Below are 25,993 nucleotides of genomic sequence, written 5' to 3'. Positions count from 1 at the left end.
GCCTGCTGCATCGTTCCCTCTTGCGCTGGGCCGGGGGCAGGGTACCCATGCGGCCCATGAACAAGCTCACCCACACGCTTTCGCTTGCCGCGCTGGCCCTTGGCGCGGCCCCTCTCGCCCTGGCAGCGACGCCCGCTCCGGCCGTGGCATCCGCATCGGCCGCCGCCGCACCGGCGATGACCGCGCAGGATCTCGTCACGCTGCCACGCCTGGGCAGTTTTGCCGTGTCGCCCGACGGGCGCCTGGCGGCCTACACCGTCACCACCACCGATCCGCACAGCTACAAGCGCAGCACCGCGCTGTGGCTGCTGCCGCTGGGTGGCAAGGGCGCCACGCCGGTCAAGCTGGACTGGCAGGGCAGCATCAGCGATCCCGCCTTTGCCCCCGATGGGCGGCTGTGGTTCCTGTCTGACAAGGATGGCAAGACCGCGCAGGTCTGGTCGGTCCTGCCCGGCGCCGATGGCAGTGCCGGCGGCCCGATCAGGGTCACCGATCTGGCTGCCGAGGTCGCCGGGTTCAAGCTTTCGCCCGATGGCACGCGGCTGGCGGTGTGGGGCGATGTGGCGCGCGCTTGCGCCACGTTTGGCGGTTGCGCCGATCTGCCCCATGGCGACGGCAATACCGGCCTGCCCGGCCCGGGCAGCGGGCGGCTCTATCGCGATGGTGCCGGCTTCGTGCGCCATTGGGACACCTGGGAAACGCCGGGCATCCACAGCCGCATCTTTGCCTTCGCGCTCAAGGCCGGGCAGGTCGATCCGGCATCCGGTCATGCGCTCGATGGTGATCCAGCCAAGGGCGGCCTGGTCGGCGACGCACCCAGCAAACCGTTCGGCGATGGCAGCGAACTGACGTGGAGCGCGGATTCCAGCGCGGTGATCTATGCCGCGCGCCAGGCCGATCGTGACGAGCCGCGCTCGACCAATCTCGATCTGTGGTGGGCACCGGTCGATGGCAGTGCGCCGCGCAACCTGACGGCCAGCAACCGTGGCACCGATACCACGCCAGCCGTGTCGCGCGATGGCCACTGGCTGGCCTGGGCCGCGATGGCGCGCCCGGGGTACGAGGCCGATCGCCTGGTGATCCAGCTGATGGACCTCAAGACCGGGCGGAGCCGCGCGCTGACCCAGGGCTGGGATCGCTCCGCCGGCTCGTTGGCCTTCACGCCTGACAGCAAGGCCCTGATCGTAACGGCGCAGGACCTGCTCGATACGCCCGCCTTCCGCGTCGATCTCGCTACGGGCAAGCCCACGCGCCTGGCCTTCCAGAAGGGCCGCGAAGGCCACGTTTCGCAGATCGCCATGCTCAAGGGCGGGGCGTTCCTGCTCAAGCGCGATGCCATCGATGCCGCGCCCGAACTCTATCTGGGCAAGCCTGGCCAGCAGGCCAAGCGGCTGACCGATCTGGGCACCACGGCGCTGGCCGGCATGGCCCCGGTGGCGGTGGAGCGGTTCTCTTTTGCGGGGGCCAACGGCGATACGGTGTGGGGCCAGATCCTCAAGCCGGCGGGTGCGGTGGGCAAGCTGCCGGCCGTGCTGCTTGTCCATGGCGGGCCGCAGGGCTCGTTCAGCGATGGCTGGTCCACCCGCTGGAACCCGCGCCTGTGGGCAGCGCAGGGCTATGCCGCTATCACCATCGATTTCCACGGATCGACCGGGTACGGCCAGGCCTTTACCGACAGCATCAACCAGGATTGGGGCGGCAAGCCGCTGCAGGACCTCAAGCTCGGCATGGTGGCGGCCGCGGCCAAGGATGGCGCGGTCGATCCCGGCAATGCCTGTGCGGCCGGTGGCAGCTATGGCGGCTACATGATGAACTGGATCGAGGGGCAGTGGCCCGATGGCTTCAAGTGCATCATCCAGCACGATGGCGTGTTTGACGCGCGCGCCATGGCCTATGAAACCGACGAGCTGTGGTTCGACGAATGGGAACACGGTGGGCACCCTTACTACGAGGCGCCCGAAGCCTTTGAAAAGTGGAACCCGGTCAACCACGTGGCGCAGTGGAAGACGCCGATGCTGGTGATCACCAGCGAGAACGACTTCCGCATTCCCTATACCCAGGGCCTCGCCAGCTTTGCCGCGCTGCAACGGCGCGGCATCCCGTCCGAACTCTTGGTGTTCCCCGATGAAAACCATTGGGTGCTCAAGGCCAAGAACTCGCTGCAGTGGCACCAGACCATCTTTGGCTGGATGGCCCGCTGGCTCAAGCCGACGCAGTGATCTCTGTGTCCCGGTGGCGCCAGATGGGCGCCACCGGAAACTCGTTCAGAACCGCGCGGTAAGCCCGGCCGCCAGGTTCACGCGGGGTGCCAGCTGCCAGCCCACCACGCGCTGGTACAGCGGCAGCTGGACATGGGCGAAAGCGGAAACCCGCGCTGCCAGGGGCGCACTCAGTCCAGGGGCAAGATAGACCTGTTCGCCCCCGCTGTTTTCCACGTCGGCATTGAGGCCGCTGTCCTGCGCGTTGATCCGCGCATTGATCTGCAACTGCGGCACCACGCGGCCCAGGCCCATCCACTGTACTGCCAGCGAAGCTTCACCGATCGTGCCGGGGCGATAATCCTGCCGCGCATTGAGCGCGATCTGCGCCTGGGCCTGCACCATCAGCGCCCAGTCCCGGCCCAACCGGCGATAGTGATAGGCGCCGATCACCGCTTGGGTGGTGCCGGTACCCGGTTGTAGGCCGCGATCCACGTCCTCGCCCTGCGCCGGGCCGCTGCGGAACGTCTGGTGAAAGCCGCCGGTGGGCAGGATCAGCCCGAACTGCAGCCCGGTCACGCCGCTGGGTGTCGACAGGCCCTGCCAGCGTGCCGTTACCCGGATATCGCCCAGGCCATGAGTGCGGGAGCGGCTTTCGCCGTCGGTATCTTCGGCAATCGTCGCATGGGGGCGGCTGATCAGCGGCACCGCCACGTTGATGCCCCAGTCGCTGGCAAACTGCCGGTCATAGCTGGCGGTGACATAGACGTTGTCGGTCCAGCGTTCGATCTCGCGATCGTTGGGAATCGTCAGCTGGCTAGTATCGACCTTGCTGGTGCCGGTGCGCAGCTGGCTTTGCGGCACATAATCCACCCGCAGCGTGGCGGCCTGGCCGGGCTGGGTGACCAGCCCCTGGTTGAGCCAGTCAGAGGTGAACGTGCAGCCGCAGCTGGCACAGGCCAGCGCTGGGGTGGACGACAGCACAAAGGCAAGGGGCGCAGCCGCAAGGGCGCGCGAAAACAGGCGTGGCATGGATCGGATATCCCGACAGGCGGCCCCGCCACCGATGCAGCGCGGGCCGGAAAAACAAAAATGCTCGGTGTGCTTGGCTTAGCCGAAGGCGCCTTGCGGTGGCGCACGCGCCGGTGGCCGCGTGCGGGCAATCGCCGCCAGCATCAGGGCCGCCACCAGCGCCGGCGCGATGGGCACCATCAGCGGGGGCGCCAGGGGCAGGGCAGGGGCTTCTCCCCCACCGATCATGGCATTGGCCAGCACGCCGAATGCGCAAGGGCCGGGATTGGCGGTGCTGTCCGTCTTGCCGGAATGGCTGGTGGGCAGGGTGATCGTGCGCCGGCTCGCTTTGCTCACGTCAGCGCCAAGTGGGCCGCTGCCATCACACAGCGCCACCACGATGCCGCGCGCGCCATTGGGCACCGGCATCATTCCTGGTGGGATCAACACGCGCAGGCCCAGCACCAGCGCCAGGATCATCAGACCCAGGCGCGGATGGCGCATCAGCAATCGGCGGCCTGCCTGCAACACGTGGCGTCCCCCTCATTGGCTCGCCTGCTTGGCCCCCTCCTACCCGAGCGGGCAAGGTTCTTGCAATCATCGCCGCAAAGGCCGAGATGCGGTGGAGCCGTTCGGCGTGCCGCACGTTGCCCGTCGAAAGGCCCGTTCCCGTCCCCCTCGCGCAACGCTAGAAGACCCTCATGCTCCAGGTGCTCTCGATGCTCTATCTCTGGCTCAAGGCTGGCCACGTCATCTTCGTGATCTTCTGGATGGCCGGGCTGTTCATGCTGCCCCGCCTGTTCGTCTATCACCAGGAAACGCCGGTCAATTCCCCCGAAAACGCGGTGTGGACCGATCGCGAGCGCAAGCTCATGAAGATCATCATGGCGCCCAGCGTGGCGGTGGTGTGGATCCTGGGCCTGGCCATGGCGATTTCGGGCGGCTGGTTCACCCAGGGTTGGCTCCATGCCAAGCTGCTGCTGGTGGTGGCGCTGACCGGCTATCACATCTGGCTCGCCCGCTATCATCGCGCCTTGGCGCGGGGCGAACGCCGCCTCACCGGCAAGCAGCTGCGCCTGCTCAATGAAGTGCCCGGTGTGCTCGGCGCGATCATCGTCATCCTGGTGATCATCAAGCCGTTCTGAGCGACGGCGTACATGGCGGCGGCCAGGCCCAGCGCTGGCCGCAAGCCCCGCACCCTTCACCAATCCTCAATTGACGCCGGGCTTTTCCCGTCATAACGCACATCTCGACCGGCACATACCCGGGCGCGCACTGGCGCGCTCACGGCCTGCTTTCTCCAAGCCCATCGGCCCGCCGGCCATTTTTCCAGCCTATTTCCGCTGACGGAACACACGCAATGCATCTGAAAGAACTCAAGAAGAAAACCCCCGCCGAGCTGGTCGAAATGGCCGAAGAGCTGGGCGTGGAAGGCGCCAGCACGATGCGCCGCCAGGATCTGATGTTCGCCATCCTCAAGGAAGTGGCCGAAGACGGCGAGGAAATCCTCGGCATCGGCACGATCGAGGTTCTGCCCGACGGCTTCGGCTTCCTGCGCAGCCCGGAAGCGAACTATCTCGCCGGCCCGGACGACATCTATGTCTCGCCCAACCAGGTCCGCAAATGGGGCCTGCGCACGGGTGATACCGTGGAAGGCGAAATCCGCGCGCCCAAGGATGGGGAGCGCTATTTCGCGATCACCCGCCTGATGAAGGTGAACTTTGACGAGCCGGAGGCCGTGCGCCACCGCGTCAACTTCGACAACCTCACGCCGCTTTATCCCAACGAGCGCCTCAAGCTCGATACGCTCGATCCCACGGTCAAGGACAAGTCCGCCCGCGTGATCGACCTGGTCAGCCCACAGGGCAAGGGCCAGCGCGCGCTGATCGTGGCGCCGCCGCGCACCGGCAAGACCGTGCTGCTGCAGAACATGGCCAAGGCGATCACCGACAACCACCCGGAAGTGTTCCTGCTGGTCCTGCTGGTCGACGAACGCCCCGAAGAAGTGACCGACATGCAGCGCTCGGTGAAGGGCGAGGTCATCTCCTCCACCTTCGACGAACCGGCCACGCGCCACGTGCAGGTTGCCGAAATGGTCATCGAAAAGGCCAAGCGCCTGGTCGAACACAAGCGCGACGTGGTGATCCTGCTCGACTCGATCACGCGTCTTGGCCGCGCCTATAACACCGTCGTTCCCTCGTCGGGCAAGGTGCTGACCGGCGGTGTTGACGCCAACGCTCTGCAGCGCCCCAAGCGCTTCTTCGGCGCGGCGCGCAACATCGAGGAAGGTGGCTCGCTCTCGATCATCGCCACCGCGCTGATCGACACCGGCAGCCGCATGGACGAAGTGATCTTTGAAGAGTTCAAGGGCACCGGCAACTCGGAAATCGTGCTCGACCGCAAGGTCGCCGATAAGCGCATCTTCCCCGCGCTCGACGTGGGCAAGAGCGGCACGCGCAAGGAAGAACTCCTGGTGCCGCGCGACCAGCTCAGCAAGATGTGGGTGCTGCGCCGCATCCTCATGCAGATGGGCACGGTCGACGCGATGGAATTCCTGCTCGACAAGATGAAGGATTCCAAGACCAACGAAGACTTCTTCGCCACGATGAACCAGTAATCCCGCCAAGGGTTTGCTGCGCAAAAAAGGGGTGGGAGGCAGCCAGGCCTTCCACCCCTTTTTGCGTCCGCCTGGCGATGGGGTGAGGGCTTCGACAAGCTCAGCCCGAACGGCAATAGCCGCCGCCGTTCCCCAACGCTCCGTTCGCCCTGAGCCTGTCGAAGGGCGCTGGCACAAACGCCCCGATCATTCTCAACCGTCTTCCAGCGCCTCGGCCATCTTGCGCCACAGCAGGTCTGCCGCAGCAAACGGACGCACCATCACTTTGGCATCGACGATCCGCCCTTCCAGATCGAAGCGCAGCAGGTGCACGCCGTTCACCGCCACACCATCGAGCGTCGCCTCGAACTCCAGCGCCGCTTCCGGGCCATCGGCCAGTTCGCGCACATAGGCAAAGCGTCCCAAGGCCAGGATGCGGCAGGCGGCCGACAGGTGCAGTGCCACCGCCTCGCGGCCCACCTGCGGGGTGTGCAGCACCGGCGAGTGAAACACGGCATCGTCAGCCAGGAGTTCGGTGAGCAGGTCTTCGGGGCATCCCGCAAGCATGGCGCGGTGCCAGGCGGCCAATCCAAGCTGCATGATACGTCTCCCAGCCAAGGGCGCGCGACTGCCGGCACCCGGCATGTTCCACGTGAAACAACGCGTGGCCGGGCGCATTGATCCGGCGCAACGCGGCATGGGCAAGCCTGCAGCGGTTGATCGTTCGCGATACCGTTTCGGTCGATCATGGGCTTGGCGTGCCTGGCCGACTGTGACACCTTCCGTGCCGCAAGCCACGACAAATTCCCGGGAGCAGGCCATGAAAGTGAATGTCGAGATCGAATGCAGCCCGGAAGAGGCCCGCCGTTTTCTCGGCCTGCCAGACGTTTCCAAAGCCAATGACGTCTACGTCGATGCCGTGGCCAAGGCGATGCAGGGTGTAAGCAGCGTGGACCAACTCCAGGGCTATGCCAAGCAACTGGCGCCGATGGGCGAAATCGGCCTCAAGTTGTTCCAGCAGTTCATGGAGCAGGGCGCCGGGGCGGCGATGGCGGGCTTCAAGGCCGGCATGGGCGGCGACAAGAAGTAAGCCGCGCCCAGATGTAGGCACTGGGCCCGCTGCATGATAAGCGGCGGCGCATGAGCGATAACCCGACGATCTTCGCCCTCAGTTCCGGGGCGCCGCCGGCCGGCATTGCCGTGGTGCGGATCAGTGGCCCGGATGCTGGCACGGCCCTGTCGGCTCTGGCTGGCAGCTTGCCCCCGCCACGCCGCGCCACGTTTCGCCGGCTGGTCGATCCGGCCGATGGCGCCTTGCTCGATGCCACGATGGTATTGTGGCTGCCCGGCCCGCATACCGCCACGGGCGAAGACAGCGCCGAGTTGCATCTTCACGGTGGTCGCGCCGTGGTCCAGGCCGTGCTTGCCGCACTGGGCAGACTACCTGGTTTGCGCGCCGCCCAGGCGGGAGAGTTCACCCGCCGGGCTTTCCTCAACGGTCGCATCGATCTCAACGAGGCGGAAGGCCTGGCCGATTTGCTCAGTGCCGAAACCGAATTGCAGCGCCGCAGCGCGCTGGCCATGGCCGATGGCGCGCTGTCGCGCCGGGTGGAGGAATGGCGCCAGGGCGTGTTGATGCTCTCCGCCCAGTTGGAAGCCCTGCTCGATTTTTCGGATGAGGATGACGTGGGGGAGGGGGCAGCGCTGCTGCCGCCAGGCTTTGCCGATCAGGCCGCAACGCAGGCGGCGCAGATCGGCGCTTGGCTTGCCCGCCCGCGTGCCGAGCCTTTGCGCGAAGGGTTCCGCGTCGTTCTCGCCGGCCCGCCCAATGCAGGCAAATCCACCCTGTTCAACGCCCTGGTCGAGGCAGAGGCGGCGATCACCGCGGCCGAACCTGGCACGACGCGTGACGTGCTGACGCGCAGCGTGGCGATCGATGGCGTGCCGTTCACCTTTGCCGACACTGCCGGCTTGCGCGACGAGGGCGCGGGCGAGATCGAGCGGATCGGCATTGCTCGCGCCCTGGCAGAGGCGGCCCGCGCCGACCTGATCCTGTGGCTTGGGCCGGAAGGGGCAGGGCCGGCTGGCGATGCCGTACCGCTGTGGGAATTGTCCGCCCGCGCCGATGATCCTGTCGCCCCTGCCAAGGCCGCACCGCGCCATCGTCTCTCGGTGCACACCGGTGAGGGGCTCGACGCCTTGCGCCGTGATCTTGTCGCCCATGCCCGCGCCACCCTGCCCGCACCGGGAGAGGCAGCGCTCAACGCGCGGCAGCATGCGTTTCTTTCGCAGGTGCACAATAGCTTGGCAGCGGCGGGAAGGGAGCGTGATCCGCTGCTGGCGGCCGAGCACTTGCGCCTGGCCCGCCGCGCGCTGGATGGGTTGACGGGCCGTGCTGGCACCGAAGACATGCTCGATGCGCTGTTCGGGCGCTTCTGCATCGGCAAATAGGCGAACGGGTTTTTCACGCGGCGCAAATCTCCCCTCCGCATGTTTCACGTGAAACACAAGTTTGACCCAAGCCGCGCAGAGCGATAGGGCAGAGGGCATGCATTCCTTCGACATCATTGTGGTCGGCGGCGGCCATGCCGGCGTCGAGGCGGCCTGCGTGGCGGCGCGCATGGGTGCGCGCACCGCGCTGGTCAGCTTCGATCCCGAAAAGATTGGCGCGATGAGCTGCAACCCGGCGATCGGCGGCCTGGGCAAGGGACACCTCGTGCGCGAGGTTGATGCCTTTGATGGCGTCATCGCGCGGGCGGCCGACGCCGGCGCGATTCATTATCGCATGCTCAATCGCTCCAAGGGCAGCGCCGTGCAGGGGCCGCGAGTCCAGGCTGATCGCAAGCGCTTCAAGGCGGCGGTCCAGGCGGTGGTGAACAGCCGGGCCGGTCTCACCGTCGTTCCGGGCGAAGCAGCCGCGCTGCGCCTGGCCGGTGGCCGCGTAGTCGGCATCGACCTCGCCGATGGATCCATTTTGGAGGGATCGGCCGTGGTGCTGTGCACCGGCACGTTCCTAGGCGCGCGCCTGTTCCGTGGCGAAGAGCGGATGGAAGGTGGCCGCATCGGCGAAGACGCCGCCCATCGTCTGGCGGCCCAGCTGCGCGATGCCGCCCTGCCGATGGCCCGGCTCAAGACCGGCACACCGCCGCGCCTGGATGGCCGCACCATCGATTGGGCCCGGCTGGAAGAGCAGCACAGCGATACCGATCCATGGACGATGTCGCCGCTCACGCGCGCGCGCCCGCTGCCGCAGATCTTTTGCGGGATCAGCCGCACCAATGCGCAGACCCACGATATCATTCGCAGCGGCCTGGATCGCTCGCCGCTGTTCACCGGCGCGATCGGCGCGCGCGGTCCGCGCTATTGCCCGTCGATCGAAGACAAGATTCACCGCTTTGCCGATCGCGACAGCCATCAGGTCTTCCTCGAACCCGAGGGGCTGGACGATCATCTGGTCTATCCCAATGGTCTGTCGACCTCGTTGCCTGCCGATGTGCAACTGGCGATGATGCGTTCGATGGAAGGCCTGGAGCAGGTGGCCATCGTCGTGCCCGGCTATGCCGTGGAGTACGATCATATCGATCCGCGAGCGCTGCGTCCCAGCCTGGAAGTGCGCGCCATGCCTGGCCTCTATTGCGCCGGGCAGATCAACGGCACCACCGGCTATGAAGAGGCCGCCGCGCAGGGACTGGTCGCGGGCATGCATGCCGCTGCCGCCGTGCTGAGCACCGCGCCCGCAGCGCTCGATCGCGGATCGAGCTATATGGCGGTGATGATCGATGACCTGACGCTGCATGGGGTGAGCGAGCCCTATCGCATGCTCACCGCGCGGGCCGAATATCGCCTGCGCCTGCGCGCCAACAACGCCACCACGCGGCTGACGCCCTTGGCGATTGCGGCGGGCTGTGTCGGTGATGAGCGCCGCGCCTGGTTCGAACGCCGGCTCGACGCGCGGGCCCGGCTGGAAGAGGGACTGGCCCAGGAAACCACGCCGAGCGAGATGGCACGCGCTGGCCTGGCGGTTCGCGCCGATGGTGCGCGGCGCAGCCTGATGGAGTGGTTGCGCTTCCCCGAAGTGACGCTGGCCGGGCTGGCACCTTGGCTTGCCGAGGCCATGCCTGATGACGCCTTGCTGGTCGAGGAAGTGGAAGAAGACGCTGCCTATGCGCCCTATCTCGCGCGGCAGGAAGCGGAGCTGCGCGACCTGCGCGCCAACGAGACGGTGCCGCTGGGCGAGGATTTTCCCTATGACCGCGTGCCCGGGCTTTCCGCCGAAATGGTCGAACGCCTGAGCGCGGCCCGGCCGGAAACCTTGGCAGCCGCCGGCCGTCTGGCGGGAATCACCCCGGCCGCACTGGCCAGCCTGCTCGTCCATGCCCGTCGCCGCATGGTGGCAGCATGACCGCCATGATCGAGAGCGAGGCGCAGGCCCAGGACTGGCTGCGCCAGACGCTCGGCACCGATGACGCCACGATGGCGCGCCTGGACCGGTTGGTTGAACTACTGGTGGCGGAGAACGAGCGGCAGAACCTGATCGCGCGCGGCACCATTCCCATGGTGTGGCAGCGCCACATCGTCGACAGCGCCCAGTTGCTCACTGTTCCACGTGAAACATTGCCTGACGGCGCATGGCTCGATCTGGGCACCGGCGCTGGCTTTCCGGGCCTTGTGATCGCCGCCCTGCAACCGCAGCGGCCGGTGACGCTGGTCGATTCGCGACGGCTGCGTACCGAATGGCTGGCGCGCGCGGCGGCGGAGCTTGGGTTGTCGCACGTCAACGTCGTGCTTTCACGCGTCGAAGACTTGCCCGATCAGACCTATGCAGTGCTTTCCGCGCGCGCATTTGCGCCGCTCGACAAGTTGCTGAAGATTTCTTCGCGTTTTTCCACACCGGAAACGATGTGGTTGCTGCCAAAAGGGGCGAAGGCAGCGCAAGAAGTGGCTATACTGCCTGAAACCTGGCGCCACGTGTTTCACGTGGAACAATCGCTGACCGATCCCGCCGCTGGTGTGATCGCCGGTCGCTTGCTGGGTGGCCATCCCCCGAAGCCTGCCCGCCAGTCGGGCGCAGCTTCCCAACGAGGCTCCCGTCGATGATCACCATCGCCATTGCGAATCAGAAGGGCGGCGTGGGCAAGACCACCACCGCTATCAATATCGCGACTGCGCTTGCCGCTACCGGCTGGAAAGTGCTGCTGGTTGACCTTGACCCGCAAGGCAATGCCTCCACCGGGATCGGCCTCAACGCCGCCGATCGCGAGCGGTCTTCTTATGACATGCTGATCGACGGGGCAGGGGTGGCGGAATGCGCCGTTCCCACCCGCATTCCCGGCCTCGATATCATCCCCGCCACGGTGGACCTGTCCGGCGCCGAGGTGGAGCTGGTCAGCGTGGATGATCGCACCGGCCGTCTGCGTGCTGCACTGCACCGTGACACGACGCACGAAATCTGCCTGATCGATTGCCCGCCCAGCCTGGGCCTGCTGACCCTCAATGCCATGGCCGCAGCCGATAGCCTGATGGTTCCGCTGCAGTGCGAATTCTTTGCGCTGGAAGGGCTTAGCCAGCTTTTGCAGACGGTGGAGCGGGTGCAGGAACGCTTCAATCCCGATCTGGGCATCCTGGGCATCGTGCTGACCATGTACGATCGCCGCAACCGGCTTACCGACCAGGTGGCCGACGATGTGCGGTCGTGCCTGCGCGATCTGGTGTTCGAATCGGTAATCCCGCGCAATGTGCGCCTGTCCGAGGCGCCCAGCCACGGGCTGCCGGCGCTGATCTATGACCATGCCTGCTCGGGATCGCAGGCCTACATGAAACTGGCGCGCGAGCTGATCGGGCGCCTGCCGGAACGGAGGAAGGCGGCATGAGCGGCGAAGAAGGCGTCAAGGCACCGGTAAAGCGCGCCGCACTGGGCCGGGGGCTGGGCGCCTTGCTGGGCGAGACCCGGCGCGAGGAATCGCTGGTCCGCCCGGCGCCCGCCGCAGCCGGCGGTACGCCTGCGGCCGCAGCCCCGGCACGCGCCACCACCGGCGTGGCACTGCTGTCGGTGGCCGAGATCGAGCCGCACCCCGATCAGCCGCGCCGCCATTTCGATGAAGAGGCGCTGGACGAACTGGCCCAGTCGATCGCCGCGCGTGGCGTGATTCAGCCGGTGATCGTGCGTCCCATGGCCGGTGGCCGCTATCAGCTGGTGGCGGGCGAACGCCGCTGGCGTGCGGCGCAGCGTGCCCGCGTGCACGAAATCCCCGCGATCGTCCGCCAGCTTGACGAGCGCGAGGTGACTGCCCTGGCGCTGATCGAAAACCTGCAGCGCGAAGATCTCAACCCCGTGGAAGAGGCCCGCGCCTATCAGCGCCTGTCCGACAACGACGGGCTGACCCAGCAGGAAATTGCCCGCTTCGTCGACAAGTCGCGCAGCCATGTCGCCAATCTCATGCGGCTGCTCTCGCTGCCTGAGGAAGTGCTGGACATGGTCCAGCGCGATGACCTGTCGATGGGCCATGCCCGCGCTCTGGCGGTCGTGCCCGATTCGCTGCCGCTGGCGCAGGAAATCATCGCGAAGGGCCTTTCGGTGCGCGATGCCGAGCGCATGGCCAAGCGCGCGACCAAGCCGGAAAGTGGCCCGCGCCGTGCCCGTGCCGAACGCGATCCGTCAGACAGCGCCGATATCGCCGCCGTGCAGGCCCATGTGGAGGAATTCCTCGGCCTCAAGGTGACGATCAATGCCGATGCCGATCCACGCACCGGCAACGTCGTGATCCGCTACAAGACGCTCGACCAGCTCGACCTGATCTGCCAGCGGCTGACCGGCGGCGCGATTTAAAGCGCGCCGGCCAGCACGGCAGCCAAAGCCTCGATCCCACGCGCGTCTTCCTCGTCGAACCGCGCCACGGTCGGGCTGTCGAGGTCGATCACCGCGATCACCACGCCGTCGCGCTTGATCGGCACAACCAGTTCAGAGGCACTGGCCGCGTCGCAGGCGATATGGCCGGGGAAGGCGTGGACATCGCGCACCAGCTGCGTTTCGCCAGTAGCCGCAGCGGTGCCGCACACGCCCTGGCCCAGTGGAATGCGGATGCAGGCCGGCTTGCCGGCAAACGGACCGAGCACCAGGGTATCGCCGATCAGGCGATAGAAGCCGGTCCAGTTGCAATCGGGCAGGGCCAGCGCCAGCAGCGCGGCGACATTGGCCATGTTGGCCACGCCATCGCTTTCGCCATGGATCAGCCCGCGCGCGGCCGCGACGAGATCGGCATAGAGGGTAGGCTTATCAGCGCTATCGAATTGAAAATCGTACATGGCGGTGGGGCTTAGCGCATTTCCCGCAAGCTGTCATTGCAGCGAAGCCCTGCCCGCCCTAGTTTGCCCGGCATGAGCACCCTCAAGAAGTTCCTTATCGCCCTTGGCCTGCTGGTGATCGCGATTGGCGCGTTCCTGGTCTGGGCCATCCGTGGCCCGGCCGGCCAATACACCACCGACGAAACCTCGGGTCCCCATCCCAAGATGGCCGAGCCTTCGCCGCAGACCATTCCCGGCGTCGGCATTGCCAAGCCGATCGGGTGGCAGGCGGGCGAAGCGCCGGTGGCGGCGCAGGGGCTGGTCGTCACCCGCTTTGCCGATGGGCTCGATCATCCGCGCACGATGACCGTGCTGCCCAATGGCGACGTGCTGACTGCCGAAACCAACGCCCCGGCGGGTGATCATGGTGGTGGCGGCCTCACCGGGCTGGTGGCCGGCTTCCTGTTCAGCCAGGCCGGTGCGGGTGAACCCTCGCCCAACAAGATCGTGGTGCTGCGCGATACGGGCAGCGGCAAGGCGAGCCAGCGCTTTGTCATGGAAAACCCGGCGCTGGATTCGCCGTTCGGCCTGGTGTGGCGCGAGGGCCGGCTCTATGTCGCCAACCACAATGGCGTGGTGTCCTGGCCGTTCCAGCCGGGGCAGACCACCCTGCCGGGCAAGCCGGAAAAGCTCATGGACCTGCCGCCAGCCGGCATGCACTGGGCGCGCAACCTGGCGCTCAGCCCCGATGGCCAGCGGCTCTACATCTCGGTCGGTTCGGGCAGCAATATCGCTGAAAACGGCATCGATGCCGAGGCGCAGCGTGCCGCGATCTTCGAATATGATTTCGACAAGCACCGCGTGCGCCAGTTCGCCGGCGGGATGCGCAATCCCAACGGCATGGATTTCAATCCTTACACCGGCGAACTCTGGGCCGTGGTGAACGAGCGCGACATGCTCGGCCCCGATCTCGTGCCCGATTACCTCACCAACGTGCCGCTCGGCGCGCAGTATGGCTGGCCCTGGGTCTACTGGAAGAAGTACATCGATTGGCGCGTAAACGAGCCGATGCCCGAGTACCTGATGGAATACGTGCGCAAGCCAGAATATGGTCTGGGCGCCCATGTCGCGCCGCTCGGCCTGGCCTTTGCGCGCGGCGGCAATACCATGGGCGATCGCTTTGCCGGGGGCGCCTTCATCGCTCGTCACGGTTCGTGGAACCGCCGCCCGCTCGCTGGCTATGACGTGGTCTTCGTGCGGTTCGACAGCCACGGCAATGTGCTGCCGGCCCCGCCTGCGCCCGTGCTCACCGGCTTCCTCACCAAGGACAACAAGGCCCATGGCCGTCCCACCTGGGTGGCCTTTGCCAAGGACGGCGCTCTGCTGGTCAGCGACGATGTGGGCGGCGTGATCTGGCGCGTCACCGCGCCGGGCGCCAAGCCGGCCCCGGCGATTACCCAGATCGCCGATACCCCGCTGCCGCCCAAGCCGCCGATGGGTAAGATCCGCATCCAGGAAAACCCGGATTCGGTGCTCAACAAGCCGCAGCCGTAAGCCACGCTTCCCTCTATAGCCCCCCTCCCGCGAGCGGGAGGGGTTGGGGGAGGGCGTGTTGTTTTTTCAGAACGCGGGTTGGCAGGGCCAAACATTCCCTCCCCCGGCCCCTCCCGCACGCGGGAGGGGAGCAAGAAAAAAGGGGCTGTGCCGCATTGGCACCGCCCCCTTTTTCGTTCCGAAATCCGCGATCAGTGGCGGAAGTGGCGCATCCCGGTAAAGACCATGGCCAGGCCCGCTTCATCGGCGGCTTTGATCACGTCTTCGTCGCGGATCGAGCCGCCGGGCTGGATCACCATCGTGGCGCCGGCTTCCACCGCAGCCATCAGGCCATCGGCAAAGGGAAAGAACGCGTCAGAGGCAACGGCCGAGCCCACCGTGCGGGCTTCGCTCCAGCCATGGGTCTGGGCGGCTTCCTGGGCCTTGGCCGCGGCAATGCGGCTGCTGTCGCGGCGGTTCATCTGGCCCGCGCCGATGCCGGCGGTCACGCCATCCTTGGCATAGACGATGGCGTTGGACTTCACGTGCTTGGCCACGGTCCAGGCAAACAGCGCGTCCTTGAGTTCCTGCTCGGTCGGCGCGCGCTGCGTCACGACCTTGAGGTCGTCCGCCGTGATCGCGCCGTTGTCCCGGTCCTGCACCAGCAGGCCACCGGCGATCGGCACGGTGACGAGGCCGGCGCGGTGGGCGTCGGGCAGTTCGTTGACCAGCAGCAGGCGCAGGTTCTTCTTGCGGGCAAACGCCTCGCGCGCGGCGGCATCGGCACCGGGGGCCACGACCACTTCAGTGAAGATTTCGCAGATCGCGTTGGCGGTCGGGCCGTCGAGCGGCTGGTTGACCGCCACGATGCCACCAAAGGCCGAAACGCTGTCGCACGCCAGGGCAGCCTGCCAGGCGTCGAGCAGCGTATCCGCGCTGGCCACACCGCAGGGGTTGGCATGCTTGACGATCACCACCGTGGGCTTGTCGGTGGCAAATTCGGCCACCAGTTCCAGCGCGGCATTGGCATCGTTATAATTGTTGTACGACAGTTCCTTGCCCTGGATCTGCTCGGCCTGGGGCAGGCCGGCCACCGTGGCGCGGCGCGGTACGTAGAGCGCGGCGGACTGGTGCGGGTTTTCGCCATAGCGCAGCGTGGTCACCAGGCTGTGCGCGCTGGCCAGCGTGGCGGGGAAATGCTGCTGCTGGTCCACGGTGGCAAACCAGGTGGCAATCGCCGAATCATAGGCGGCCGTGGTGGCATAGGCCTTGGCCGCCATCGCGCGGCGGAAGGGCAGGGTGGTCTTGCCGCCGGTCTGCGCCAGTTCAGCGATCACCGTGGCATAGTCGGCCGGATCGGTGAGGATCGTGACGTAATCGTGGTTCTTGGCGGCCGAGCGCACCATCGAGGGGCCGCCGATGTCGATGTTCTCGATCACTTCGTCGCGGTCCGCGCCCTTGGCCACGGTCGCTTCGAACGGGTAGAGGTTGACCACGACAAGGTCGATCGCGCCGATTTCATGCTCGGCCATGCTGGCGGCATGCTCGGCATTGTCGCGCACGGCCAGAAGGCCGCCGTGCACCTTGGGGTGCAGCGTCTTGACGCGACCATCCATCATTTCGGGAAAGCCGGTCAGTTCCGAAATGTCCTTCACCGCCAGGCCCGCCTCGCGCAGCGCCTTGGCCGTGCCGCCGGTGGAAACCAGTTCCACGCCGTGTGCGGCCAGTGCCTGGCCCAGTTCAACCAGGCCGGTCTTGTCAGACACCGAAAGCAGCGCCCGCCGGATCGTCACATCGCTCACGTTGAAAATTCCTATCTCATCTTCTTGAGCAGCCAGGAGAAACTCTCTCCGCTGCGCGGGATCTTGGCCGTGATGACAAGCTGGCGCGTGCCCAGCGGGCGGCCCAACCCATCGGCCCAGAGCGATTCCTCGATCGTCACCGGCTCACGCCCCGAACGGAACTGCCACAGGCCGCCGTCGGGCAGGGCAAGGGTAACGCCAAGGCCGTCCTGGCCCTGCGCCAGCTCGATATGCGGGCCAAGGTGGAAGCGCAAGGCAACACCGATCATGCCGCGCTTGCCTTTCTTGCCGTGCGGCACCAGCAGGTCTTCACCGCGCAGTTCGGTGCCATCATCGCGCAGGATCAGGATGCGCTGGTGCATCAGGCCATAGCGGCTGACATAGCCGTTGTGGCTGGCCTCGATCCGCGTGGCGGACTGGCCCATCGGGCCGGGCGCCGTGGCGGCATAGCTGCCATCGGCCTGCAGCGTGCGGCGGTCCACTTCCACTTCGGAAACGCCGCTGCCCAGCTTGCCGTTGATCAGCACGGCAGTGGAATTGAAATCGTCGATCGTCAGCGTGGAATGGGCCGCCGTGGCGCGCAGGCCCTGCGCGAGGCGCAGCGGGATCAGCCCGCCGGCAAAGGCCGCGCCGCCGCAATTGACGATCAGTCGCTCGGCGCCATGGCTGAATTCGAACGCCAGGGTAGAGGCACAGCCTTCGCGCGCGTGGCGGGCGATCGGCGGCGGCGCGGCATCGAGCAGCAGGACCGACTTGCCCGCCGTAATGCGCTGGTAGCCCCATTGCCGGGCATCGCGCAGCGGCCGGGTGCGCACGCCACTGGCCTTGATCAGCGTGGCGATATGGTCGGCTTGTACCGCGCCCGCGCCCTGCCAGCTGCCCAGCGCGCCATCGCCGTGCAGCAGCGCGAGCAGCGGCGGGACCAGCAGCGACAGGATCGTTTCAATCTGCTGGGGCGGATCGCGGCGCACGGCGGCATAGCAGGCCTTGAGCCGCACCAGGATGGTAATCGCCTCGATCTGGCCCAGCGGGCTGCGCGACAGCACGCCGCCATCATCGCCCACCATGTCACCAAGTGCGCGGATCAGCCCGGCCTCGCCAAACAGGCGGCGCGGGCCACCATCGGCCATCAGCAGCCCGGCGGCGGTGATCGCCGCCCAGCCGGCCACTTCGCCCAGCTTGTCATCCGCACGGGTGACATGGCGATCGAGCCAGCGGGCGGTTTCGGCCATGGCGTGCAGCACACGGCTGCGAAACTTCTTGTCGTTGCCCGACAGCAGCAGCGGCGCGTGGATCAGCCAGGTGAGCAGGCGGTGGCCGGTATGCCCCACATCCCACGCCGGGCTGGCATTGGGCTGGGGATTGGCATTGAGCCACATGCCCAGCACGCGTTCGGCCACGGGGGTGCATTGCGCGCGTGGTCCACTGGCCTCCAGATCGGGCAGCCAGGCAAAGCCATGCACCATCCGCTCGAACGGCGGCGGCAGGCGTGGCCCGGTGAACTCAGTATCGGCAATCGGGGTCTTCATGCCGTGGACCAGGAAATGCCCCGCGCGCAATGCCTTGCCTGCGCCGGAATCGCCCGGAAGCGGGTTGCTGACCGTCGCCGTCAGGCGCGGGCGAGAACGCTTGCGAAAGGGTTGCAGCGCGGCGGCCGGCAGCCCCAGGCGATAGGCAAAACGCATGAAGCGTTCACCCGCGCTGACCGGGGGCGGCGAAAAATCCGCCAGCGCCAGGGCGCGGCCGGGCTCCACCACTTCGGGGCGCAGCGGCATGTCTTCGTCGGCGGGCATCGGCGGCAGGGGGCGGACCACAGCAGCGGCGGCGGCCGCATCGCGCCGCAAGGGTTCGTTTTCCAGCCCCAGGGGCAGGGCGGGGCTGGCTTCGTCCGCCGAAATGGCCTTGCCCTTGGCGGGCTGGCCGGGTGCGATGGAGAAGCCTGGTTCGCCCACGGGGTCAGTCGATCCTTTTCAGCGCGGCGATATTCGCGGCATAGTGATCGGGCCCACCCTTGAAGGTCGCGGTGCCGGCGACCAGGGCATCGGCGCCGGCGGCCACGCACAGCGGCGCGGTTTTGGCATCCACCCCGCCATCCACTTCCAGGTGGATCGGCCGGCCGGTCTTGTCGATCATCTTGCGCACCGCCTCGATCTTGCGCAGCTGGCTGGAAATAAAGCTTTGCCCACCAAACCCGGGGTTCACGCTCATGATCAGCACCAGGTCGATATCGTCGATCAGGTAATCGAGCATCTTGGCTGGCGTTGCGGGGTTGAGCGCGATCCCGGCCTTCTTGCCCAGCGCCTTGATCGCTTGCACGGTGCGGTGGATATGCGGCCCGGCTTCGGGATGCACGGTGATGATATCGGCCCCGGCGTTGGCAAACGCCTCAAGGTAGAGATCGACCGGGCTGATCATCAGGTGCACGTCGAACGGCTTGGTGGTGTGGGGGCGCAGCGCCTTGACCACGGCCGGCCCGATCGTGATGTTGGGCACGAAGTGGCCATCCATCACGTCCACATGGATCCAGTCAGCCCCGGCGGCATCGATCGCGCGGATTTCCTCGCCCAGTCGGGAAAAATCGGCGGATAGGATCGACGGGGAAATTATCGGCAAGGCAGTCATCGACAACGGGTCCGATCGCAATTCTGGGCAAGAAATAGCCCGGCCCGGCCAAATCGCCAAGCGGGCGCCGTTCGGCGCTTAACCGCGCCGAATCGGGGCCACAAGCGCTCTTTGCAGTATTTTCCACACGCGTTGTGCAGTTTCGGGCCGGTCTGGCGCGGGTTTGCTCCGAAAGCGCGCGGATTTGTCCAGGCCGGCGATCAACCCATGCAGCAATGCCACGGTCGCGCCGCGAACGCGCCCTGCGGCCTTGCGCCCCCTTGCCATTGGCGGCCGGGCTTGTCATCGAAGATGGGGTGAAGACGCTGATCGAATCCCTCAAGACCACGCTTGGCGCCTTGGCGCTGGGTGCAACGCTGGCCCTGCTGCCGGGCACCGCGATGGCGGCCAAGCATGGCGTGCATCTGCCGCCGCTCGGCTGCGCCGGCCCGCCCAGCGATACCTGGCTCAATGTCACGATCGACAAGGTGCGATCCGATCGCGGCGTGATTGCGCTCACCGTCTATCCCGATGACCAGCGCAAGTTCCTGATCGATGGTGGCTCGCTCTATGTTGCGCGAGTGCCGGCCCGTGCGGAAAAGACGCATATGTGCCTGTTCCTGCCGCAGCCTGGCATCTATGCTCTGGCCGTCTATCATGACGAGGACAATTCCGGCTCGCTCAACCGCATCGGGCCGATGGGCCTGCCGGCCGAAGGCTTTGGCTTTTCAGGCAATCCCGGCTCGATCGAAAGCCTGCTAGAATTCCGCGCGGTGCGCCTTGCCGTGCCGCGCACCAACCTGTCGACGCGCATTCGCCTGCGCTATCCTTGAGCGATTGCCGGGATGAAGGGCTGACTTTTCAACCGTTCGCGCGCTAACATGCGCGGCATGACCAAACCTGCCGTCCTCGCCGCCGCGCCCTTTCCGCCGTTCACCATGCAGCCGCTGGAAGCGGCCTTTGCCGTGCACCGCCTGTGGGACGGGCTGGACGATGCCGCCGCCGGATCGATCCGCGCCCTGGCCACCAACACCCTGTTCGGCCGCCTGGGCGCCGAGATGATGGATCGCCTGCCCGCGCTGGAAATCATCGCCAACTTCGGCGTGGGCTATGACAACATCGATGTCGCTGCCGCTGCCGCGCGCGGCGTGATGGTGACCAACACACCTGGCGTGCTCGACGAGGAAGTCGCCGATCTGACCCTCGGCCTGCTGCTATCCACGATCCGCCGCCTGCCCCAGGCCGAGCGGCACCTGCGCGCCGGGCTGTGGGAGCAGGGCGCCTTTCCGCTTTCGCCCACGCTGCGCGGGCGGCGTATTGGCATCCTGGGGCTGGGCGCGATCGGCAAGGCGGTGGCGCGCCGCCTGGAAGGCTTTGGCGTGGACATCGCCTATCATGGCCGCACGCGGCAGGAGGGCGTGGCCTATCCCTGGTATCCCACGGCGCTCGCCCTGGCCGAGGCGGTCGATGTGCTGGTGGTGGTGGTGCCTGGTGGCGCTGCCACGGCGGGGCTGGTCGATGCCGCGGTGCTGCGCGCGCTGGGGCCGCAGGGCGTGCTGATCAACGTATCGCGCGGCAGCGTGGTGGATGAAGTAGCGCTGATCGCGGCGCTCCAGCAAGGCACGATCCTGGCTGCCGGGCTCGATGTCTTTGCCCGTGAACCCCATGTGCCTGCCGACCTTGTCGCGCAGGACAACGCGGTGTTGCTGCCCCATGTCGGCTCTGGCTCGGTCGCCACGCGCACGGCCATGGGGCAACTGATGATCGACAACCTTTCCGCATGGTTTGCCACGGGCCGGGCGTTGACCCCGGTGGCCGAAACCCGCCATTTGCAACGGTAAACGCCTGGTTGCGCAGGGTGTCTGTCCGATAACGGTTCGTCGCATCGCGCTGGGCCTTGCGGCGAACGCTTGCAATAGTGCCACGGATTTGCAACTTGCGCGGTTCACGCACCAAGATAGGGATGCCTGTCCACAATGAATTCGACCCAGGCGGCGCGCGCTCCTTTGCATCAGCGGGTCCGGCGCAAGGCGGAACGGATGTTCGGTCCAGCAGGCATTTTCTTCAAGGGCTTCATCAAGCACCCGGTGATGGTCGGCGCGATCGTGCCGTCCTCGCGCCGCACGATCGCGCGCGTACTGTCCAAGGTGGATTGGGAAAACTGTGACCTGTTCGTGGAATATGGCCCCGGCGTGGGCACGTTCTGCCAGCCGGTGCTCGATCGCCTGCGCCGCGATGCGCGGCTGATCGTGATCGATACCAACCCCGATTTCATCAACTACTTGGCCCGCACCATCGGCGACAGCCGCTTCATCGCGGTGCACGGTTCTGCGGCGGAGGTGGAAAGCATCGTGCGCCAGCACGGTTTTGACCATGCCGACTATGTGCTGTCGGGCCTGCCGTTCACCACGCTGCCCGAAGGCGTAGGGCCGGCGATCATGGCCGCCACGCAGCGGGTGCTGCGTCCGGGTGGGGCTTTCCTGGTCTATCAATACACGGCCCGCGCGCGGGCACTGATGAGCCGCTATTTCCACCGCATCGACAAGGGTTTCGAGCCGATCAACGTGCCGCCCTGCGTGATCTCGTGGGGCTGGAAAGACTGATCGCCCGGCGCGCCCTTTCCACAATGGAACGGGCGCGTTTCATTTTCTGAGTTACAGAAACGGGCGGGGCAGATCGGCAGTCAGCTGCCCGTGAATGCCAGCCAGCATGGCCACGAAATAGGTATAGCCCACCGAATAGAGCAGCGCGGAGATCGCTTCGTTGATCAGGCGCGCGCTTTCGTTTTCGGCGCCGAGCAGCTGCGTGGTGATCAGGCCCACCACCATCATCACCACGCTCATCGCCACCAGGAACACCACCATGGCCAGGCCCAGAAACGCCAGGATGCGCGCAGTATTGCCCCGCGTCAGTGCCACGCTGGCGCGGATCGCCATGATCGGGTTGTGGGTGCGCCCCACGCCCAGCACCGGGCCGACCATGATCGTGCGCAGCAGCGGATAGACCACTGCCGCCAGCCCGGCGCCAGCCGCCAGCGGCGCCGGCACGCGCAGGCCCAACAGCACGCCGCTGACCACCATCATCAGCAAGAGCGCGAAGAGGCCGATCAGCACTTGCGCCAGAAAATAGGCCGGCACTCGCGCCGCGCAGTTGCGCAGCGCCTGGCCCACCGTGGGCCGCGAGCGATCGAGCACGCAGACCAGCATGGTGATGAAACCGACGATCTGGAACAGCGAGAGCGGCAGCAGGTAGGGCAGGTTGCGCGTGTAATAATCCTGCATCACCTGCGCGAGCTGCTGCTGCGTCACCTGCGGGGGAATCACCGGCGGCGCGATGAACACCGCGCCGACCAGCAGCGGCAGCAGGAAAAACACCCCGGCAATCGCGATCAGCAGATCGGCATTGGCCGAAACGATGCGCGTGGCGCCCTGCCAGGCGGCCATGCTGTCCAATGGGGCGATCAACGGTTTGGTCACGTAGTATCCTCGGGGCTCGTTTCGGTTTGGTCCTAGCAAAGCCTGCGGCTCGGCGCACCTCCCTTCCCGGTGTCTTGCCCCCTTGCTTCGGGCGGCATTCGGGGCCAAGTCGCAAGGCATCATGACTGCGCCCGATACCATCGAGATCGTCCGTGAAACCGCCCCGGTGCCCTATCGCCCCGCGTTGGAGGCGATGGCCGCCCGCAACGCCGCGATCGCCGATGGCACGGCGTCGGACATGCTGTGGCTGCTGGAACATCCGCCGGTCTATACCGCCGGCACCAGCGCCGATCGGTCCGAATTGCTCGATCCCCGGTTCGAAGTGGTCGAGGCCGGGCGCGGTGGGCGCTATACCTATCACGGGCCGGGCCAGCGCATCGGCTATGTCATGCTCGATCTGCGCAAGCGCGCGCGCGACGTGCGCGGGTTTGTCCATGCCGTGGAAGGCTGGGTGATCGATACGCTGGGCGATTTCGGCGTCGAGGCCTGGCGCGCGGAAGGGCGCATCGGCATCTGGTGCGCCGGGGCCGATGGGCGCGAGGCCAAGATCGGCGCGATCGGCGTGCGCATTCGCCGCTGGGTGACGATGCACGGCTTTTCGGTGAATCTCTCGCCCGATCTCTCGCATTTCGGCGGGATCGTGCCGTGCGGGATCGAGGAGTTCGGCGTGACCAGCCTGAAAGACCTCGGCCGTTCGGTCAGCAGCGCGCAATGGGACGATGCGTTGCTGGCGCGCCTGCCGGCGTTCCTGTCCAAGCTCGACGTGCCATGCCCTCCGGTGGAGATGGAGCCATGAAGACCCTGCTTTCCCTATCGGCGGTCGCCCTGCTGCTTGCCCTGGGCGGGTGCCAGAAGGGCAGCGAACCGGAAAAGGGCGCGGCCAAGGCCGCCGGTGGCGAGGTTCTGCCCGGCAGTGTCAGCGATGCGATGATCGATCTTGATGGCGCTACCGGCACTCCGCCGTTGCAACCTGCGCCCAAGGCCAAGGCCAGCGGCGCTGCGCCACAGGCAGCATCGAGCGATGCGGCCGAAAGCCCCACGCCCGATGCTGCAGGGGCTGCAGGCGGCACAGCCGCGCCCGCAGCACCTGCCCCCGCTGCCCAGAGCCAGGCACCGGCGCAATAACGCGCCGATCCTGGCCGCTGGGTGATTGGCGCGTCAGACGGTTTCTTCGGCCAGCGTGGGATAGTCGGCATAGCCTTCGGGCACGGGGAAGTACCACGATTCGGGCACGTTGCGGTTGGGCGCCAGCGGGGCGTCCTTGGCGATGCGCGCGGGCAGGTCCGGGTTGGAAATGAACGGGCGGCCAAAGCTGATCGCATCGGCGCGGCCCGAGGCAATGTCGGACGCGGCAGACTGCGGAGTGTAATCGCTGTTGAGCACCAGCGGGCCGGTATAGATCTTGCGGATCAGGCCATCCTGCTGCGGCACGTCGGTGGCGCCAAAGGTGCCGTTCGGGCCGGGCTGGCGCAGTTCGACGAAGGCCGGCTTGAGCGTTTCGAGAACCTGGGCGGCCAGGCCGAACACGGCCTCGGGGTTGCTGTCATCCACCCCTTGCGAATCGCCGTTGGGCGAAAGGCGCACGCCGACGCGCTCTGCCCCCCACACGCCGATCAGGCGTTCCATCACTTCGCGCAGCAGGCGCACGCGGTTTTCCGGGCTGCCGCCATATTCGTCGGTGCGCAGGTTGGCCGAATCGCGCAGGAACTGGTCGATCAGATAGCCATTGGCGGCGTGCAGCTGCACCCCGTCAAACCCGGCCTTCTTGGCGTTTTCGGCCGCGCGGGCATAGTCATCGAGCAGGCGCGGCATTTCATCGAGGCGCAGCGGGCGCGCTTCGACCGCGTCCTTGCGGCCTTCGAAGGTATGGACATGGCCCGGCACGCGCGTGGCCGAGGCAGAGACCGGCGGCTGCCCGTCGTTGAGATCGGGATGGCTGACGCGGCCCATGTGCCACAGCTGCGCGACGATGCGCCCGCCGGCTTCGTGCACGGCTTCGGTCACCGGCTTCCACGCTTCGACCTGGGCGTCGGTCCACAGGCCGGGGGCATAGGGCCAGCCCAGGCCTTCACGGCTGATGCCGGTGGCTTCGGAAATGATCAGGCCGGCGCTGGCGCGCTGGCGATAATACGTGGCCATGATCGGCGTGGGCACTCCATCGCGCCCGGCGCGGCCGCGGGTGAGCGGGGCCATGAGAATGCGGTTCGGCGCATGGATCGCGCCCAGATCGATCGGCTGGAACAGCGCGGCGTGGTGGGGCTGGCTGGAAGTCTCGGTCATGCAGGCCTCTTGCTGGAAATGCATTATGGGTTTTTCTTTGCAACGTATATTGGCCGCGACCGTTCCGCCGCGCAAGGGGGCACGGGCAGGGCGGCGGCAGGTTTTCTTGAAACCGGCAAAGAAAAAGCCCGGAAGGCCATAAAGGCTCCCGGGCTTTCGCGGATCAGCAGGTCAAGGCGTGCGCCACATCGGCTCAATGCGCAGTTTAGGGCCGGCCAAGATCGCCCTGGCCCACAGTGCCGCTGGCCATCGCCAGCATGGCATCCAGGCTCTTCTTGGCGTCAAGTCGCAGGGTTTCCTCGATTTCCACCCGTGGCGTCAGATCGCGCAGCGCCAGGTAGAGCTTTTCCAGCGTGTTGAGCGCCATGTAGGGGCAGATATTGCAGTTGCAGTTGCCATCGGCACCGGGCGCACCGATGAATGTCTTGCCGGGCATGGCCAGTTGCATCTGGTGGATGATGTGCGGCTCGGTCGCCACGATCAGCGTGTCGCCCGGCATCGCCTTGGCATAGTTGAGGATGCCACTGGTCGAACCGACATAATCGGCATGATCGACGATGTGCGCCGGGCATTCCGGGTGCGCGGCGATCGGCGCATCGGGATGCTGCGCCTTGAGCTTGAGCAGCTCGGTTTCGCTGAACGCTTCGTGCACGATGCACACGCCCGGCCACAGCAGCATGTCGCGTCCGAACTTGCGGTTGAGATAGCCGCCCAGGTGCCGGTCCGGGCCGAAGATGATCTTCTGTTCGGGCGGGATCTTGGCCAGGATCGTTTCGGCGCTCGATGACGTCACGATCACGTCCGACAGGGCTTTCACCTCGGTCGAGCAGTTGATGTAGGTCAGCGCGATATGATCGGGATGCTGCGCGCGGAATGCGGCAAACTGATCGGGCGGGCAGGAATCTTCAAGGCTGCACCCGGCGTCCATGTCGGGCAGCACCACGATCTTTTCGGGGCTGAGGATCTTGGCGGTTTCGGCCATGAAGCGCACGCCGCAAAAGGCGATGACTTCAGCGTCGGTGGCTGCTGCCTTGCGCGACAGTTCCAGCGAATCGCCCACGAAATCGGCCAGGTCCTGGATTTCCGGCTTCTGGTAATAGTGCGCCAGGATCACGGCCTTGCGTTCGATGCGCAGGCGATCGATTTCCGCGCGCAGGTCAAGGCCTGACAAGTTGGTGGGCTGGGCCGTCATGGGATGCTCCTGCTTCCAGGCGA

At 66.6% G+C, this 25,993-nt stretch carries 25 protein-coding genes; 15 read left to right on the top strand and 10 right to left on the bottom strand.

Annotated features, from left to right (window positions below):
* Positions 1-56 precede the first annotated feature (56 nt).
* Positions 57-2,219, top strand: coding sequence for a S9 family peptidase (locus IP65_RS10310; protein WP_054131657.1), 2,163 nt, complete (start codon positions 57-59; stop codon positions 2,217-2,219).
* Between the two features lie 45 nt (positions 2,220-2,264).
* Here the strand turns inward: IP65_RS10310 and IP65_RS10305 are convergent, their stop codons facing one another.
* Both IP65_RS10305 and IP65_RS10300 read right to left on the bottom strand, forming a co-directional pair.
* Entirely contained in the window at positions 2,265-3,230 is a 966-nt protein-coding gene (locus IP65_RS10305) for a hypothetical protein (protein ID WP_054131656.1), read from the bottom strand.
* A gap of 78 nt (positions 3,231-3,308) precedes the next feature.
* Positions 3,309-3,713: a hypothetical protein gene (locus IP65_RS10300; protein WP_054131655.1), complete on the bottom strand. Its 405-nt coding sequence runs from the start codon at positions 3,711-3,713 to the stop codon at positions 3,309-3,311.
* Between the two features lie 197 nt (positions 3,714-3,910).
* On the opposite strand from IP65_RS10300, the gene IP65_RS10295 reads away from it, so the two are divergent.
* Positions 3,911-4,354 (top strand): CopD family protein, encoded by a 444-nt coding sequence (locus tag IP65_RS10295; protein ID WP_022676462.1) that lies wholly within the window; start codon positions 3,911-3,913, stop codon positions 4,352-4,354.
* A gap of 215 nt (positions 4,355-4,569) precedes the next feature.
* Positions 4,570-5,826 carry a transcription termination factor Rho gene (gene rho / locus IP65_RS10290; RefSeq protein WP_022676461.1) on the top strand — a complete coding sequence of 419 codons (1,257 nt, stop codon included), beginning with the start codon at positions 4,570-4,572 and terminating at the stop codon, positions 5,824-5,826.
* 192 nt (positions 5,827-6,018) lie between these two features.
* On the opposite strand, the gene IP65_RS10285 is transcribed toward rho, so the two are convergent.
* Positions 6,019-6,405, bottom strand: a complete 387-nt coding sequence (locus IP65_RS10285) for a nuclear transport factor 2 family protein (RefSeq protein ID WP_022676460.1) — start codon at positions 6,403-6,405, stop codon at positions 6,019-6,021.
* A gap of 220 nt (positions 6,406-6,625) precedes the next feature.
* Here IP65_RS10285 and IP65_RS10280 point away from each other — a divergent pair, with 220 nt between their 5' ends.
* The 6 genes from IP65_RS10280 to IP65_RS10255 all read left to right on the top strand — a co-directional run bounded on the left by IP65_RS10280 (position 6,626) and on the right by IP65_RS10255 (position 12,631).
* On the top strand, positions 6,626-6,895 hold the full coding sequence (locus IP65_RS10280) for a DUF6489 family protein (RefSeq protein WP_022676459.1): 270 nt from the start codon (positions 6,626-6,628) through the stop codon (positions 6,893-6,895).
* A 50-nt stretch (positions 6,896-6,945) separates the two neighbouring features.
* A complete protein-coding gene (mnmE, locus tag IP65_RS10275; RefSeq protein WP_054131654.1) occupies positions 6,946-8,256 on the top strand; it encodes a tRNA uridine-5-carboxymethylaminomethyl(34) synthesis GTPase MnmE in 1,311 nt (436 codons plus the stop codon).
* A 97-nt stretch (positions 8,257-8,353) separates the two neighbouring features.
* A complete protein-coding gene (gene mnmG, locus IP65_RS10270) occupies positions 8,354-10,207 on the top strand; it encodes a tRNA uridine-5-carboxymethylaminomethyl(34) synthesis enzyme MnmG (protein ID WP_054131653.1) in 1,854 nt (617 codons plus the stop codon).
* On the top strand, positions 10,204-10,902 hold the full coding sequence (gene rsmG / locus IP65_RS10265) for a 16S rRNA (guanine(527)-N(7))-methyltransferase RsmG (RefSeq protein WP_054131652.1): 699 nt from the start codon (positions 10,204-10,206) through the stop codon (positions 10,900-10,902). Before mnmG ends, rsmG begins: the two co-directional genes overlap by 4 nt.
* On the top strand, positions 10,899-11,675 hold the full coding sequence (locus IP65_RS10260; protein WP_022676455.1) for a ParA family protein: 777 nt from the start codon (positions 10,899-10,901) through the stop codon (positions 11,673-11,675). Before rsmG ends, IP65_RS10260 begins: the two co-directional genes overlap by 4 nt.
* Complete coding sequence (locus IP65_RS10255; RefSeq protein WP_054131651.1) at positions 11,672-12,631, top strand: ParB/RepB/Spo0J family partition protein; 960 nt, start codon at positions 11,672-11,674, stop codon at positions 12,629-12,631. The genes IP65_RS10260 and IP65_RS10255 overlap by 4 nt, the downstream gene beginning before the upstream one ends.
* Here the strand turns inward: IP65_RS10255 and IP65_RS10250 are convergent.
* On the bottom strand, positions 12,628-13,107 hold the full coding sequence (locus tag IP65_RS10250; protein ID WP_054131650.1) for a GAF domain-containing protein: 480 nt from the start codon (positions 13,105-13,107) through the stop codon (positions 12,628-12,630). The two genes, IP65_RS10255 and IP65_RS10250, sit on opposite strands and share 4 nt — an antisense overlap.
* A 72-nt stretch (positions 13,108-13,179) precedes the next feature.
* Between IP65_RS10250 and IP65_RS10245 the strand changes: the two genes are divergently transcribed.
* Positions 13,180-14,640, top strand: a complete 1,461-nt coding sequence (locus tag IP65_RS10245; RefSeq protein ID WP_082350076.1) for a sorbosone dehydrogenase family protein — start codon at positions 13,180-13,182, stop codon at positions 14,638-14,640.
* 191 nt (positions 14,641-14,831) lie between these two features.
* On the opposite strand, the gene purH is transcribed toward IP65_RS10245, so the two are convergent.
* From purH to rpe, 3 genes are read right to left on the bottom strand one after another with little or no spacing between them, the layout of a single operon-like run.
* Positions 14,832-16,421 carry a bifunctional phosphoribosylaminoimidazolecarboxamide formyltransferase/IMP cyclohydrolase gene (gene purH, locus IP65_RS10240; RefSeq protein WP_022676452.1) on the bottom strand — a complete coding sequence of 530 codons (1,590 nt, stop codon included), beginning with the start codon at positions 16,419-16,421 and terminating at the stop codon, positions 14,832-14,834.
* Between the two features lie 11 nt (positions 16,422-16,432).
* On the bottom strand, positions 16,433-18,373 hold the full coding sequence (locus IP65_RS10235; protein WP_022676451.1) for a heparinase II/III family protein: 1,941 nt from the start codon (positions 18,371-18,373) through the stop codon (positions 16,433-16,435).
* 4 nt (positions 18,374-18,377) lie between these two features.
* Entirely contained in the window at positions 18,378-19,043 is a 666-nt protein-coding gene (gene rpe / locus IP65_RS10230) for a ribulose-phosphate 3-epimerase (RefSeq protein WP_022676450.1), read from the bottom strand.
* Between the two features lie 296 nt (positions 19,044-19,339).
* On the opposite strand from rpe, the gene IP65_RS10225 reads away from it, so the two are divergent.
* The 3 genes from IP65_RS10225 (at position 19,340) to IP65_RS10215 (ending at position 21,625) form a co-directional block, all read left to right on the top strand.
* The gene (locus IP65_RS10225) at positions 19,340-19,855 is read left to right on the top strand and encodes a DUF2141 domain-containing protein (RefSeq protein ID WP_231627646.1); all 516 of its coding nucleotides are present in this window, start codon (positions 19,340-19,342) and stop codon (positions 19,853-19,855) included.
* A gap of 57 nt (positions 19,856-19,912) precedes the next feature.
* Positions 19,913-20,863 carry a 2-hydroxyacid dehydrogenase gene (locus IP65_RS10220; RefSeq protein WP_231627645.1) on the top strand — a complete coding sequence of 317 codons (951 nt, stop codon included), beginning with the start codon at positions 19,913-19,915 and terminating at the stop codon, positions 20,861-20,863.
* 135 nt (positions 20,864-20,998) lie between these two features.
* A complete protein-coding gene (locus tag IP65_RS10215; protein ID WP_022676447.1) occupies positions 20,999-21,625 on the top strand; it encodes a class I SAM-dependent methyltransferase in 627 nt (208 codons plus the stop codon).
* 51 nt (positions 21,626-21,676) lie between these two features.
* Here the strand turns inward: IP65_RS10215 and IP65_RS10210 are convergent, their stop codons facing one another.
* Positions 21,677-22,498 carry a hypothetical protein gene (locus tag IP65_RS10210; RefSeq protein WP_133726781.1) on the bottom strand — a complete coding sequence of 274 codons (822 nt, stop codon included), beginning with the start codon at positions 22,496-22,498 and terminating at the stop codon, positions 21,677-21,679.
* 121 nt (positions 22,499-22,619) lie between these two features.
* Between IP65_RS10210 and lipB the strand changes: the two genes are divergently transcribed.
* On the top strand, positions 22,620-23,294 hold the full coding sequence (gene lipB / locus IP65_RS10205; protein WP_022676445.1) for a lipoyl(octanoyl) transferase LipB: 675 nt from the start codon (positions 22,620-22,622) through the stop codon (positions 23,292-23,294).
* The gene (locus IP65_RS10200) at positions 23,291-23,623 is read left to right on the top strand and encodes a hypothetical protein (protein WP_054131648.1); all 333 of its coding nucleotides are present in this window, start codon (positions 23,291-23,293) and stop codon (positions 23,621-23,623) included. The genes lipB and IP65_RS10200 overlap by 4 nt, the downstream gene beginning before the upstream one ends.
* A gap of 33 nt (positions 23,624-23,656) precedes the next feature.
* On the opposite strand, the gene IP65_RS10195 is transcribed toward IP65_RS10200, so the two are convergent.
* A complete protein-coding gene (locus tag IP65_RS10195; protein ID WP_054131647.1) occupies positions 23,657-24,778 on the bottom strand; it encodes an alkene reductase in 1,122 nt (373 codons plus the stop codon).
* 205 nt (positions 24,779-24,983) lie between these two features.
* Complete coding sequence (gene nadA, locus IP65_RS10190) at positions 24,984-25,970, bottom strand: quinolinate synthase NadA (protein ID WP_022676443.1); 987 nt, start codon at positions 25,968-25,970, stop codon at positions 24,984-24,986.
* Positions 25,971-25,993 lie beyond the last annotated feature (23 nt).

It is taken from the genome of Novosphingobium sp. AAP1, from assembly GCF_001295765.1.
Taxonomy (GTDB): domain Bacteria; phylum Pseudomonadota; class Alphaproteobacteria; order Sphingomonadales; family Sphingomonadaceae; genus Novosphingobium; species Novosphingobium capsulatum.
Note: the sequence above shows the minus strand (reverse complement) of the source record. Positions and strands in the feature narration are given on the sequence as shown.

Coding starts and splice junctions, on each gene's coding strand:
- IP65_RS10310 (WP_054131657.1), top strand. CDS start 57: ATGAACAAGCTCACCCACACGCTTTCGCTTGCCGCGCTGGCCCTTGGC.
- IP65_RS10305 (WP_054131656.1), bottom strand. CDS start 3,230: ATGCCACGCCTGTTTTCGCGCGCCCTTGCGGCTGCGCCCCTTGCCTTT.
- IP65_RS10300 (WP_054131655.1), bottom strand. CDS start 3,713: ATGCGCCATCCGCGCCTGGGTCTGATGATCCTGGCGCTGGTGCTGGGC.
- IP65_RS10295 (WP_022676462.1), top strand. CDS start 3,911: ATGCTCCAGGTGCTCTCGATGCTCTATCTCTGGCTCAAGGCTGGCCAC.
- rho (WP_022676461.1), top strand. CDS start 4,570: ATGCATCTGAAAGAACTCAAGAAGAAAACCCCCGCCGAGCTGGTCGAA.
- IP65_RS10285 (WP_022676460.1), bottom strand. CDS start 6,405: ATGCAGCTTGGATTGGCCGCCTGGCACCGCGCCATGCTTGCGGGATGC.
- IP65_RS10280 (WP_022676459.1), top strand. CDS start 6,626: ATGAAAGTGAATGTCGAGATCGAATGCAGCCCGGAAGAGGCCCGCCGT.
- mnmE (WP_054131654.1), top strand. CDS start 6,946: ATGAGCGATAACCCGACGATCTTCGCCCTCAGTTCCGGGGCGCCGCCG.
- mnmG (WP_054131653.1), top strand. CDS start 8,354: ATGCATTCCTTCGACATCATTGTGGTCGGCGGCGGCCATGCCGGCGTC.
- rsmG (WP_054131652.1), top strand. CDS start 10,204: ATGACCGCCATGATCGAGAGCGAGGCGCAGGCCCAGGACTGGCTGCGC.
- IP65_RS10260 (WP_022676455.1), top strand. CDS start 10,899: ATGATCACCATCGCCATTGCGAATCAGAAGGGCGGCGTGGGCAAGACC.
- IP65_RS10255 (WP_054131651.1), top strand. CDS start 11,672: ATGAGCGGCGAAGAAGGCGTCAAGGCACCGGTAAAGCGCGCCGCACTG.
- IP65_RS10250 (WP_054131650.1), bottom strand. CDS start 13,107: ATGTACGATTTTCAATTCGATAGCGCTGATAAGCCTACCCTCTATGCC.
- IP65_RS10245 (WP_082350076.1), top strand. CDS start 13,180: ATGAGCACCCTCAAGAAGTTCCTTATCGCCCTTGGCCTGCTGGTGATC.
- rpe (WP_022676450.1), bottom strand. CDS start 19,043: ATGACTGCCTTGCCGATAATTTCCCCGTCGATCCTATCCGCCGATTTT.
- IP65_RS10220 (WP_231627645.1), top strand. CDS start 19,913: ATGACCAAACCTGCCGTCCTCGCCGCCGCGCCCTTTCCGCCGTTCACC.
- IP65_RS10215 (WP_022676447.1), top strand. CDS start 20,999: ATGAATTCGACCCAGGCGGCGCGCGCTCCTTTGCATCAGCGGGTCCGG.
- lipB (WP_022676445.1), top strand. CDS start 22,620: ATGACTGCGCCCGATACCATCGAGATCGTCCGTGAAACCGCCCCGGTG.
- IP65_RS10200 (WP_054131648.1), top strand. CDS start 23,291: ATGAAGACCCTGCTTTCCCTATCGGCGGTCGCCCTGCTGCTTGCCCTG.
- IP65_RS10195 (WP_054131647.1), bottom strand. CDS start 24,778: ATGACCGAGACTTCCAGCCAGCCCCACCACGCCGCGCTGTTCCAGCCG.
- nadA (WP_022676443.1), bottom strand. CDS start 25,970: ATGACGGCCCAGCCCACCAACTTGTCAGGCCTTGACCTGCGCGCGGAA.